This window comes from Pedobacter sp. MC2016-15 (assembly GCF_026239695.1).
GTDB lineage: Bacteria > Bacteroidota > Bacteroidia > Sphingobacteriales > Sphingobacteriaceae > Pedobacter.
Genome location: NZ_JAPIVS010000002.1, coordinates 802,085 through 815,731 on the forward strand (window position 1 = coordinate 802,085; position 13,647 = coordinate 815,731).

The window sequence follows — 13,647 nt, forward strand, 5'->3', positions numbered from 1 at the left end:
GATATCTATGTATATCAAAATTACCGATCAGCAAATGAAAATATCAAATACCTCTTTCAGCCTTGTATTTAGCCTGATAATCCTGAGTGTAAGTCCTCAGTTTGCAGCTGCCCAAAGTGGCGCCTGTACGATAGATCATGACCATGAAGCGGAAGATAAAACTGAGCCCTTCTTTCTCCGTCCTGCCAGCAGTGCAAGACTGGAAGGTGCAGCAGAATTGCCGCTGAAAGGTAGCAGGAGCATTAAACTGAATACTACTGAGGGTACCTGGCTGTCGCTCGATGTGAGCCCGGATGGTAAAAAGATCATATTTGCGATGCTGGGGGATATCTATGAGATACCTTTTGCAGGGGGAAAAGCCAGACAGCTCACTTCGGGTATTGCCTTTGACTCCCAGCCAAAATATAGCCCTGACGGCAAATCCATTGCTTTTATCTCTGACAGGGATGGTGCAGAAAATGCCTGGATCATGAATGCAGAAACGGCAGCGATGGGCAAACAGCTTACCAAAAGCAGGGATGAATATTTCCAGGGACTGGAATGGTCGCCCGACGGACAATATATCGTGGTTGCCAAGGGTGTAGGTACCCCAAAACTGAACCTCTACCATATCGCCGGGGGCACAGGCTCCCTGCTGACGCCCACACCGGATGATATCAAAACCATAGAGCCTGCCTTTAGCAAGGATGGCGGAAAAATCTGGTTCTCACGCCGTAAGGGGATGTGGGATTACAATGCACAATTACCACAGTACAACCTGGCTACGTTCGACCGTAAAACGGGGGAGATGGAGAACGTAGTCTCGAGATATGGCTCGGCATTTTCGCCAACCCTATCGCCCGATGGCAAATGGCTGGTATACGGTACCCGTTACAATACGGAAACTGGTCTGGTCCTGCATAACCTGGCTACGGCTGAGGAGAAATGGCTTGCCTATCCGGTGCAACATGATGAACAGGAGTCGCTGGCCCCGATGGGTGTGCTGCCCGCCATGTCTTTTACGCCAGACAGCAAAAATGTGGTGGCCAGCTATGGTGGTAAAATATACAGCATCGCTATAGATGCCTCCGGAGCTAAAGAAATTCCTTTCCAGGTAGAGACGGAAATCATGATCGGCCCCAAGCTGGAGTTCAAATACCCGATCAGGGATGATGCACAGATAGCGGCAAACCAGATCAGGGATCTTACGGTATCTCCAAATGGTAAAAAAGCGGTATTTACAGCTTTTAACAGGTTGTATATCATGGATTATCCAAATGGTACGCCAAAAAGGATGACCAGTATGGAACTTACGGAAGCACAACCGGCATGGTCGCCCGACGGGAAAACGATAGCCTATGTCACCTGGGACGACAAAGATGGGGCGTTGTATAAGATAAATGCCGCTGCGGGGAGTAAACCTCAGCTGCTCACAGAAAAAGGGTTTCTCTTTCAGGAACCCGTATGGTCGCCCGACGGGACAAAGATCATCTTTGTGCAGGGGCTGGCTACAGGTTACCGCCTGGGGACCAATAACAGGGCTGCTGCGAAGCAGTCTGTCAGCTGGATTGCAGCAACTGGTGGAAAACTTAATTTTATCTCCAAAGCTATTGGTGCGAAACCGCATTTCTCCAATAACGACGGACTGATCTATATGAGTAATATGGCAGATGGCCTGTTTTCGGTCGACTGGAAAGGGCAGAACAAAAAAGGGGCTGTAAAACTCACAGGCATCACTACCTACGATTTCAGCAACACCAACGGCGCACAGTTCAGCTTCTTCAGAAGGACTGCTACACCATCAAAGATCATCAAATCTCCAAAAGGGGATAAAGCACTGGCCCTGATTGCCAATGATATTTACATCGTGACCGTTCCTGAAGCAGGGGCCGTAACACCGGTAATTTCCGTAGCTGATGTCAGCAAAGCCTCGTACCCCAGCTGGAAGATCACTGAGATTGGTGCGGAGTTCCCGTCATGGTCTGAAGATGGAAAGAAAGTGTACTGGTCGCTCGGCTCGAGTATGTTCGCCTACGATCTGGACAAAAAGGAAACTACAGGATACACACCTGAAGAAGCAGAAGTGTCGGTGAGCATTGCCCGCGATATTCCACAGGATGAACTGCTGCTGCAGGGTGGCCGTATCATCACAATGAAAGGGGATGACGTCATCGAGAATGGAGACATCCTGATCAGGAATAACCGTATCGTTGGCGTAGGTGCTTCGGGATCGCTATCGCCTTCAGCAAAAGCAAAGGTGATCGATGTAAAAGGTAAAACGATCACTCCGGGATTTTTCGACCTGCATGCCCACCTGGGTGGAGCTTCAGGAATCGAAATCGGGCAGCCAATCGCGTATCTGAGTCAGCTGGCCTATGGGGTAACCACCATCCGTGACCCGCAGCCGGGAACAACTGATATCCTGACTTACGGAAACCTGGTTGATGCAGGGAAAATGCTCGGCCCGAGGTTGTATTCTACAGGTCCCGGACTGGCCTACTGGGCATATAACCTGAAAAGTCTTGACCATACCAGGAGTGTGCTCAAACAATATTCGAAATACTGGAATACCAAAACCCTTAAGATGTATGCTGTGGGTAACCGCCAGCAGCGTCAGTGGGTGATCATGGCTGCTAAAGAGCAGCAGCTGATGCCGACCACTGAAGGAAACCTGGATATGAAGTTAAACCTGACAGAGGTGCTGGATGGTTATCCGGGGCATGAACATGGTTATCCGATGTTCCCTTGGTATGGCGACTACATAGATTTTATCGCCAAATCCGGTATTACCTACTCCTCAGCTTTAATTCTGGGTTATGGTGGCCCGAGTGGGGAGAGTTATTTCTATGAGAAAGAGAATATCCAGAATGATACCAAACTGAACCACTTCAGTGCAAAGGAAGATATTGACCGCAGGGCGAGACGCAGAAAGGAATGGTTTGCGGATGAGGAATATGTGTTTACCCGCCAGTCGAAGATCATCAATGAGGTACTTAAAGCCGGAGGTAACCCTTCTATAGGTGCACACGGGCAGCTGCAGGGTTTGGGTTATCACTGGGAACTCTGGATGAACCAGGCGGGAGGCATGCGCAATATTGATGTGCTCAAACTCGCTACGATTAACGGGGCAAGGGGCATCGGACTGGATGGCGACCTGGGTTCTGTAGAAACAGGAAAACTGGCCGATCTGGTGATCATGGACAAAAATCCGCTGGAAAATATCCGGAATACAAACACCATTAAATATGTCATGAAAAACGGAAGGCTTTACGATGGGAATACCCTGGATCAGGTAGCTCCCCTGGCCGTAAAAGCTCCGGAGTATAACTGGCAAAAAAGAATGCCCGAGAATCTTCCGGGAATAAAAATGCATAACTAAACAAATAAATATTATGGAACCACATTTATTTTTAACCATTAAACTACTCCAGCTATGAGAAAAAATCTACTTTTTACTTTCATGCTGGCAGTGCTTTTTTGTGTGCAGGGATTTGCACAGCAAAGGGTATTAAAGGGCCGTGTAACCGGCGCTACCGGCAAAGAAACTTTAATCGGCGTAAGTGTAAAGCTGAAAGGCACGCCAACAGGAACCACGACGGGTGCAGATGGGCAGTTTTCCCTGTCGGTACCTTCAGGTGGCGGCGTTCTGGTATTTACTTTCATTGGTTACGAAACCAGGGAGATCGCCACTGGCAACCAGACTTCCTTTGACATCGTACTGCCTGAAACAAACGAAGGACTCAATGAAGTCGTGGTAGTTGGTTACGGCACACAAAAGAGAAAAGAGATCTCCGGAGCCATATCTTCAGTTAAAGGATCAGAAATAGCAAACCTTGCCGTTGCGAGTCCGGACCGCGCCATTCAGGGCAAGGCTGCGGGTGTGCAGGTAAACTCCAGCAACGGACTTCCGGGTGGTGCCACCGAGGTACGTATCCGTGGTACGGGTTCTGTGAACGCAGGAAACGAGCCGCTGTACATCATCGACGGGGTACAGGTGTCTGCAGGTAGCCGTACGGTCAACCTTGCTTCATCAAACCCATTGAGCTCCCTCAACTCTAATGATATCGAGTCCGTAGAGATCCTCAAGGATGCTGCTGCAGCTTCAATTTATGGTGCACAGGCAGGTAACGGGGTCATCATCATTACCACCAAAAAAGGTAAAGCAGGCAAACAGGAAATCAACTTCAGTACTTACTACGGGGTATCCAACCTGGTAAAAGGTATCGACCTGCTGAATGGTCCTGAATGGACAGCGCTGAGCCGCGAATCTATCGTGAACACAGGAAACCTGGTGGGTGGATACAACGCGGATCAGGCCAACGGTCTTGCTGCCAATGCACCTACGTACGACTGGCTGGATGCAATTACGAGAAAAGGTAAAGTACAGAACTATGAGCTGTCAGTAAATGGCGGGAACGAGAAAATGCGTTATTTCATCGCTACCTCCTACAATAATCAGGAGCATCAGTTCAAAGGTTACGATTTCAAAAGAGGCACATTCAGGGTAAACCTGGACAATAAACTGTCGGATAAATTCTCGCTTGAAACCAGGGTAAACCTGAGTACCGTTACGCAGAACTCTTCTGATATTCCATCGTTCCAAAACTACAATATCTTTATTACCGGTCTTGCGGGTAACCCGATCGATCCGATTTACAGAGAAGACGGTTCAATCAATACGACACTGCGCCCGGGATGGGATAACCCGCTCTTCAGTTTGGAGAACAACAAAAACCTGGGTGTAACCAATCAGGGTATCGGTAATTTTGCACTCAACTATGATATCCTTCCGGGATTGAGGTTCAGGTCATCGTACTCGCTGGAATATACGACAACGGATGAAGAGCTGTTTTACGATCCGAGAAGTGCCGGCGGGGTGGCCGTAAACGGGGTAGTAAGGTTCAACAAATCGAACACCGTAAACTGGCAGACAGACCAAACGCTGACCTACAACCATGTTTTTGAAAAGAAACACAGCGTAACAGCCTTATTGGGATACAACTACAGGAATGAAGTTTACAGACTGCTGAACACACAAGGTAATGGTGTGGCGATACCTGCATTTGGCGAAACGCTGGCAGGAACAACTCCTTCGATATTATCATCTGTATTCAACCAGTTTAAAACTGCAGGTGCCTTTGCCCGTCTGGGTTATACCTACGATGATAAATACATTATCCAGGGAACACTGAGAAGAGACGGATCATCCCGTTTCGGCGACAATAATAAGTTTGGGTTTTTCCCGGCAGTATCGGGAGCATGGAGGATTAACAAGGAGGATTTCCTGAAGGATTCCAAAATTATATCCGACCTGAAACTGAGAGCCAGTTACGGGGAGACAGGAAACAGTGAGATCTCCTTCTACCCGGGTCTTTCCTTATTTGCATCAAATGCCAATGCCTCTTACAACAGCAGGGCAGGTATCGTGTTCAACCAGCTGGGGAACTCCAATGTGGGATGGGAGCGTAACGTGACCAAAAACTTTGGTGTCGACTATGGTTTGTTTGGAGGTCGTATCTCGGGATCGGTAGATTACTTTATCCGTACAACGAAAGACCTGCTGCTGAACAGGCCGCTGCCAAATACTTCGGGATTTGCCAGCATTGCTGAAAACATCGGCTCCCTGGAGAACAAAGGTTTTGAGATCGGCCTGTCGACCATGAACCTTACCGGTGAATTTAAATGGAACACGGATTTCAACATCACGTTCATCAAGAATAAAGTATTATCACTATTGGTTGAAGGACAGGATTTACCGGCCAACAATCTCTGGATTGGCAAGCCGCTGGGTCTGATCTATGTGCCGCACTGGGCAGGGGTAAACCCGGCAGACGGAAGGCCGATGTGGTATGATGTGAACGGTAATATTACGTATACACCAACAGCAGCGGACAGGAAGTTCTCTGAAGACAATACAAGAACGCCAAAATATTATGGCGGGATCACGAATAGCTTCAGTTATAAAGGCTTCGACCTCTCTGTATTCTTCCAGTATCAGGTGGGTACCATACAACAGGATCAGTCGAGAGCCTGGTTGCTGAGTGACTTCAGGTACAACTTTAACCAGTATGATGAAGCCCTCAACAGGTGGACTACACCGGGACAGATCACCGATGTGCCGAAACTGTACGCAGGTGCACAACAGCCGGGAACATCGAGCTCTGTATTTGGCGCCGGAGGTGGTACTGACCGTTTCTACTCTGATGCTTCATACCTGAGGCTGAAATCGGTAAACCTTGGCTATAACCTGCCAAAGGCGCTGGTGGCCAAAGTTGGACTGAGCAACCTTAAAGTTTATGTACAGGCCTATAACTTGTGGACACTGACCAACTATACTGGTCTTGATCCGGAATTTGCTGCCGGTGCCTATAACATGGGACTTGCACCACAGGGACAATCATACACTGCCGGTCTTCAGGCAACATTCTAATCCTTAAACCTATTGTCATGATAAAGAACATCAAAATATATATTGCATTTACCCTCGCCCTGCTGATGGCTACTTCCTGCACCAAGACGCTGGAAGTTACACCAAGGACTTCACTGGCTGCGGATGATGCGCTGACGACCCTGCTGGGGGTTCAGGCAGCTTTAAATGGAACTTATGCAGGATTGCGTGGCCCCGCAGGATATACGGCTACTCCCGGAGCAGCAACATACTACGGCAGGGAGATGACCCTCAACCCGGAACTGCTCGCAGATAACGTGAGAAACGTAAACCCTGCAACCTGCAGCTGCCGCGGAAATACGCTGCTGATCAATGCGGTGAGTGCTCACCTGAATATCTGGAACGCTGCTTATGGTGTGATCACCAAGGCCAATGTCGTACTCGCTGCTGCGGATAAGCTGAATGACGGCACTACGCCTGCACAGAAAGCAAGCGTAAAGGCTCAGGCCTTGTTTGTAAGGGCGCTGGTCTACTTCGACCTGATAAAGATCTATGCCTACAACCCTAACTTTATCCAGAATAACTTCAGCCTCGGCGTACCGCTGGTACTGGATGCTGTGGATGACTACAGCAAGGTAACCTTTCCTGAAAGGGCTTCGGTTACAGCAGTATATGCACAGATTGAAAAAGACCTGCTGGAGTCAATCGGTTTATTTGGTACTACAGGTGTAAATGCATCAGCAGGAACACCATATATCGCTACTGCAGGCGCATCACACGCTTTACTGAGCAGATTATACCTGTACATGGGCGGCACTAAAAATGCGGCTGCGGTGACTGAGGCGACGGCGGCATTAAGCTCGGGTATCGGTACTTTCCAGGCTACCCCGGCTGCTTATCTCTCGATGTGGGCTGCGGCATCAAAACCGGAATCTATGTTTGAGCTGCAGTTTGCCTCTACGGCAGAGCTTCCGCAAAATCCGAATGACAATACGATCCAGGCAAATTACCAGCAGGTACTCAACGGAACTACCCGCGTAGGTTTTGGCGATATCGTGGTGTCAAACAATCTGCTTGCAGAATATGAAGCGAATGATGTGCGCCGCAATGTCATGGTTAACTACACCAGGGCTGATGGGGAGCAGGTAGTGCAGACAAACAAGTTTCAGGGCAGTAAAGGCTCTTTCGGTTTTGACAATGTGCCGATCATCAGGATTTCAGAGATGTACCTGAACAGGGCTGAAGCCAGCGCAAGGTCAGGCAATGAGTCACAGGCAGTGTCAGATCTGAACGTGATCCGCAACAGGGCCGGTTTACCAGCCATCAGTCCCGCTGGTCCGGCGCTGATCGAAGCCATCCTGAAAGAAAGAAGACTGGAACTTGCCTTTGAGGGCCACCGTTTCTTTGACCTTACACGTCTTGGAAGGGATATTCCTAAGGCAACAATTGCTACCATTCCTTTCAGCGACTACAGAATCCTGGCACCGCTGCCGCTGACAGAATTGGATGTCAACAAAAATTTAGTTCAAAATCCTAGATATTAATACAATGAAGATCAATAAATCCATATATATCATCCTTGCGGCGATGACGATTCTATCCTGCAAAAAAAGGGATCTTACCTACACAGGGCCGGCCGTTGTAGAATTTAACAACCCGGTAACAGGGGTGAATACCAAACTTGCGGGAGCCTCTATCGGTGGTATCTCTGTTGTGGGCGATAACGCTAATATCCCTATCCGTGGCGACCGCGACAGTATCGTGGTGCAGCTGGTTGGTCCGCAGCGCAATCAGCCTGTTGATATCACCTATACGGTTGTTCCGGGAACGGCCGTAGAGGGTACCGACTACGAGATCCTTGGTACACGGGGAACAGTTACAATCCCTGCCAATGCAAGTGCAGCGGCCATCCGCCTCAGGCTTTTTAACACGGCTACGGTAGCCACGAATGTAAAAACAGTATCATTCAGGATCAGCAATACCAATGTGAACGAAGTAGGTGTAAGTGAAAACTACCGTACTTATGCACTGAGCATCTACCCGATGAAAGCTTATGTAGACAGAGTGATCAGCGCTCAGGGCGGAACACAGGGCAGCTACTTTTCAACCAGCACCGGATTGACATATACCAGCACTACGGGTGCAGGGGTAGCGGCAGATATTGCATATACTGTTGTTAGCCGCACGGTAAATGGTGCCGCAACGCTGGTTCCCGTATTTATTTCTCCTGAAGTATTGAGCGGTAATGTGGCTGCCTCGGCAACAAAATACTCGGCACGTGTATTTGTACCGGCGGCAACTGTACCTGCCTACCTGCAGAAATCATGGGCTACTTCACAGCTTGGAGCCGTCACGGCCGCAACAGTATCGGCTATCCCGGTAACGGGTGCTACCGCAACTGCAGCTGTTAATAACTCTGTGGATATTGTGGAGAACGGAATTTATGGTTTTGTAAATGAGAGTGGTAAAAAAGGATATATTAGAGTAAAATCGTTAACGGCAGGCATCTCCGGCGCAGTCACATTTGATGTAATGGCTCAGCCCTAAGGCATGCCCGACCATAAATAAAGAGAATGAAAGTAGAAGAAATAGTGGGAACGCAAGAAGTAATCGCACAGGAACAGAAATACGGCGCACACAATTACAGTCCGCTGCCGGTAGTGTTAACAAAAGGAGAAGGTGTGTATCTCTGGGATATCGAGGGGAATCGTTATTACGATTTCCTCTCGGCCTACAGTGCCGTCAACCAGGGGCATTGTCACCCGAAGATTATCGGCGCCATGACTGCCCAGGCATCAAGGCTCACCCTTACTTCGCGTGCCTTTTATAACGACAGGCTGGGAGATGCCGAGAAGTTTGTATGTAAATTTTTTGGGTACGACAAGGCGCTGTTTATGAACGCAGGTTCTGAAGCGGTAGAAACGGCCATCAAGCTGGCGCGCAAATGGGGCTATACCAAAAAAGGTATTGCAGCCAATACCGCGATGATCCTTGCTGCGGAGCGTAACTTCCATGGCCGCACCACGGGAATTATTTCTTTTTCTACAGACCCTTCCAGTACGGAGGGCTTCGGCCCGGCAAACCCGGGATATAAGGTGATCCCTTTTAATGACCTGCAGGCACTGGAAACAGAACTGATCAACCACCCGGAGATCTGTGCCTTTCTGGTAGAGCCGATACAGGGTGAAGCGGGGGTGCTGATCCCGGAAGAGGGATACCTTAAAAAAGCGCATGAGCTTTGTAAGAAATATAATGTAAAGCTCATTACCGATGAAATACAAACCGGAATAGGACGTACCGGCAGGATGCTGGCGGCATATTACGATGATGTGCATGCCGATATGCTCATCGTGGGCAAGGCTTTGTCGGGCGGCGTAATGCCGGTATCAGCGGTACTGTGTGACGATGAGATCATGTTGTGCATCAAACCTGGTGAACATGGTTCTACTTTTGGCGGCAACCCTATTGCGGCAGCGGTGACCATTGCCAGTATGGAAGTGATGCTCGATGAAAAGCTGACAGAGAATGCTTTTGCGATGGGTAAGATCTTCCGTGAGCGTATGTCTGCCCTGCAGCTGAAACGTCCTGACCTGATCAGTGCGGTGAGAGGTAAAGGCTTGCTCAACGCCCTGGATATCATTCCTGATGAGAAATTTGGATCTGCCTCGGATGTTTGCCTGATGCTCATGAAAAAAGGACTGTTGTGCAAAGCAACGCATAAACATACGATCAGATTCTCTCCGCCATTGGTAATTACAGAGGCGCAGGTACAGGAATGCTGCGACCTCATTGAAAATGTGATTTTAAGTATATGAAAAGATTCAGAATGACAGGCAGGGCGCTGCTGGCCATCACAGCCTGCACGCTGCTGTACAGCTGTGCCGGAAAGCCCCATCAGTCGGCCGAGTCAGTAGTGACCGGGAAAATATGGACAGGTGATCCTGAACATCCCTGGGCTGAAGCCATGGCGATCAGCGGTGACTCCATCCTTGCCGTAGGCAGTATGGGCGATGTGAAAGCATGGATTGGCAAGAGTACAAAGACCACCACCACTGATACAGCCAACCTGATTGTTCCGGGCTTTATTGATAGTCATACACATTTTGTGGACGGGGGACTGAAATTATCTTCTGTACAGCTGCGCGATGCAAAGAGCCCTCAGGAGTTTATCCGCAGGATTGCCGACTTTGCAAAAACACAGAAGAAGGGGGTATGGATCACCGGTGGTAGCTGGGACCATCAGAACTGGGGTGGTGAGCTGCCCGAAAAAAGCTGGATAGATTCCGTCACTAAGGATAATCCGGTATGGATCAACAGGCTGGACGGGCATATGTTGCTGGCCAACAGTCTTGCGCTGAAGCTTGCCGGTGTTGATGACAACATCAAAGATGTAAAAGGTGGCGAGATCATCCGTAAGAACGGCAAGGTGACAGGCCTGCTGAAGGACAATGCCAAGGAAATTGTCAATAAGGTAAACCCGCTTCCGGATAATGAGCAAAAGGATGCCGCACTGCAGGCAGCAATGCAATATGTGGCTTCTAATGGTGTAACTTCTATCGTCAGTCTTACCGGAACAGGATATGGCAGCTATATCGATGTTTACAAAAGGGCAAGAGAGCAGAAAAAATTAAACACCAGGATCTACGCGGTAGCAGAACTTGAAAACTGGGCTGCCCTCGCAAAAGACATCAAAGAAAATGGCAGGGGCGATAAATGGGTGAAACTGGGTGGTGTAAAAGGATTTGTGGATGGCTCTCTGGGTTCCCACACGGCGGCTTTTATGCATCCTTTTACAGATGCTCCTGCAGACTCGGGATTTTTTGTGATCTCTGAAGACCTGTTATACAAGCGGTTGAAATCTGCCGACAGCGCCGGCCTGCAGTTGTTTGTACATGCGATAGGCGACCGCTCGATCAATGCTTTGCTGAATGTGTATGAACGTATTGAAAAAGCTGATGGCCCCCGCGACAGGAGGATGCGCATGGAACATGCACAGCATATTTTTCCGGCCGACCTGCCGAGGTTTGCCAAACTGGGGGTGATTGCCAGTGTACAGCCCTACCATGCTATTGATGACGGGCGCTGGGCAGAGAAGGTAATTGGTCATGAACGCGCTAAAACTACCTATGCTTTCCGCTCATTGCTGGATGCAGGTGCAAAGATTACGCTGGGCAGCGACTGGTTTGTGGCTCCTGCATCACCTTTACTGGGAATTTACGCTGCGGTAACGCGGCGTACGCTGGATGACAAAAACCCGCAGGGATGGATTCCGGAGCAAAAGATTACAGTAGAAGAAGCCTTGAAAGGATACACCATCCAGGCGGCATATGCGACCTTTGAGGAGCAGCATAAAGGCTCCCTGAAAACAGGAAAACTGGCAGATTATGTGATCCTTGAAAAGGATATCACGAAAATCGATCCCGTAACAATTAAAGATGTAAAGATATTGAGCACTGTGGTTGGTGGTAAAGAAGTCTACAAAAACCCGGTGAAAAACTAAAGAAATGTTTATTCCAAGTAAGTACAAAATAACAGACGAGGCGATCATCAGCAGGTTTATTCAGGCCAATGGTTTCGCTACGCTAATCACAGGTGGTCCGGGTACGCCCCAGGCTACACATATACCGGTAGAGCTGGAAGTGAATGCAGCAGGAAAAGAGGTGCTCTGGGGACATATCGCCAGGGCTAACCCCCAGTGGCAGGTGTTTGAGCAGCACCCTGAGGTGCTGGTTACTTTTATGTCGGACCTCCATCAGTATATTTCCTCCTCCTGGTATAACTTCCCCGAAGCGCCAACATGGAACTATATGAGTGTGCATGTTTCCGGAAAAATCAGGATTCTGGATGAAGAACAAAAATGGGAGTCGGTACGCCGGCTGACAGACAGGTATGAGCAGGGAAATCCAAAACCCGTATCACTGGATGCACTACCAGAAAATGTACAGCGACAGATGAATGGTATCGTGGCCTTTGAAATAGAGATCAGCAAAAGGGAAGCTGTATTTAAGATGAGCCAGAACAGGGACGAAGAAAATTTTCAGCATATCCTGCTGAAACTCAGGGAAAGCAAAGATATCCGCTCTGTCCTGGTGGCAGACATCATGGAGAATATAAGGAAGGGTCTCAATTAAATTGCGTTATATAATTCAGTATTATTCACCCTGAATTTTTTCAGGTATTCTCTCGGTGCAATACCGGTGATCTTCTTGAAGACTTTGTTAAAGTTGATCGCACTGTTAAAGCCCGTAGCATAAGCGACGGAGGAGATCCCTTCGTCGTCTCCTTTTATAATCTTCACACAAGCGGCATTGATCCTGATTTCCTGCAGAAAGGTAATATAGGTCTTGCTGGTATGTTTCTTAAAATATTTACAAAATGCCTGTGGTGTCATATGACAGAAATCCGCAACCATATCCAGAGAGATATCCTCTGTGTAATGGGCAAGGGTGTACTGGTATATTTTGTTGATCCTGTTGCTCTCCGCTACCGGAATAGTTTTACTGTTGCTTCCTGAAGACAGCGAGGTGTACTCGTTCAGGTTCAGGCTCAGGTAATGCAGGAGCTTCATAAAGTTGAGTAACCTCGGTAGTCCCGTCGTAATCACAATCTTTCGCATCTTCATCTCTACCTGATTCTGGTTCCCGTCAGGAATCTGGATGCCATAATTGATCTGCTCCACAAAACGTCTGATCTGGTCCAGCTCCGGCAGGTTAATGAGGTTGCTGAAAATCGTTTTAGGGTCAAAGTACAAATGGATCGCATGGGCACTGCCATTCTTCATCTCGTTGAAATACGATTCATCAGAACGGAAAATATGTGGCTGGTTGGCACTGATAATGTAAATTTCTCCCGCTGCAAAGCGCTGTGTATAGTTATCAATAATCAACGTTCCCTCGCCCTTTACGATCAGTGTGATCTGCATTTCGTCATGGCGGTGGAAATAGTTGTAAAAATAAGGGAGCACATCCTCTTCAATAATTATCGAGTCATTACTTGCCGGGACCGCAAATTGAACTACTTTCATAATTTTATTGATTGGGTTAGAAATTTAGATTGTTTTGTTGATATATAGGGCTAAAAATATATCACGGTGAGTGGTTTGATCAATATTTCTGTCCTATAAATCCCTAATTTAAATAAAAATGTTAAATAATGTTAATATTGAAATTCCCAATGCCGCTAAAACGGAGTTTTCAAGAATAATTACTAATAATGGAAGGTAATTGGATAATATTGGATAATAATTTTTTATGCGATATTAATTTTGGTTAGGCTTTAAA

At 48.0% G+C, this 13,647-nt stretch carries 8 protein-coding genes; 7 read left to right on the forward strand and 1 reads right to left on the reverse strand.

Annotated elements, in window-relative coordinates; all coding sequences use genetic code 11:
* The first annotated feature begins 34 nt into the window (after positions 1-34).
* Genes OQY15_RS08260 through OQY15_RS08290 form a run of 7 tightly spaced genes read left to right on the forward strand, consistent with a single transcriptional unit; the run spans position 35 to position 12,498 of the window.
* The gene (locus OQY15_RS08260) at positions 35-3,358 is read left to right on the forward strand and encodes an amidohydrolase family protein (protein ID WP_265790047.1); all 3,324 of its coding nucleotides are present in this window, start codon (positions 35-37) and stop codon (positions 3,356-3,358) included.
* Positions 3,359-3,412: 54 nt separating this feature from the next.
* Positions 3,413-6,409: a TonB-dependent receptor gene (locus tag OQY15_RS08265; protein WP_265790050.1), complete on the forward strand. Its 2,997-nt coding sequence runs from the start codon at positions 3,413-3,415 to the stop codon at positions 6,407-6,409.
* A 17-nt stretch (positions 6,410-6,426) separates the two neighbouring features.
* Positions 6,427-7,911: a RagB/SusD family nutrient uptake outer membrane protein gene (locus OQY15_RS08270; RefSeq protein WP_265790052.1), complete on the forward strand. Its 1,485-nt coding sequence runs from the start codon at positions 6,427-6,429 to the stop codon at positions 7,909-7,911.
* Positions 7,912-7,915: 4 nt separating this feature from the next.
* Positions 7,916-8,914, forward strand: coding sequence for a hypothetical protein (locus OQY15_RS08275; RefSeq protein WP_265790054.1), 999 nt, complete (start codon positions 7,916-7,918; stop codon positions 8,912-8,914).
* A 26-nt stretch (positions 8,915-8,940) separates the two neighbouring features.
* Positions 8,941-10,182 carry an ornithine--oxo-acid transaminase gene (gene rocD, locus OQY15_RS08280; protein WP_322973318.1) on the forward strand — a complete coding sequence of 414 codons (1,242 nt, stop codon included), beginning with the start codon at positions 8,941-8,943 and terminating at the stop codon, positions 10,180-10,182.
* On the forward strand, positions 10,179-11,867 hold the full coding sequence (locus OQY15_RS08285) for an amidohydrolase (RefSeq protein WP_265790056.1): 1,689 nt from the start codon (positions 10,179-10,181) through the stop codon (positions 11,865-11,867). The genes rocD and OQY15_RS08285 overlap by 4 nt, the downstream gene beginning before the upstream one ends.
* Before the next feature lie 4 nt (positions 11,868-11,871).
* Positions 11,872-12,498 (forward strand): FMN-binding negative transcriptional regulator, encoded by a 627-nt coding sequence (locus OQY15_RS08290; RefSeq protein WP_265790058.1) that lies wholly within the window; start codon positions 11,872-11,874, stop codon positions 12,496-12,498.
* Here the strand turns inward: OQY15_RS08290 and OQY15_RS08295 are convergent.
* Positions 12,495-13,391, reverse strand: coding sequence for an AraC family transcriptional regulator (locus OQY15_RS08295; protein WP_265790060.1), 897 nt, complete (start codon positions 13,389-13,391; stop codon positions 12,495-12,497). The genes OQY15_RS08290 and OQY15_RS08295 overlap by 4 nt on opposite strands.
* Positions 13,392-13,647 lie beyond the last annotated feature (256 nt).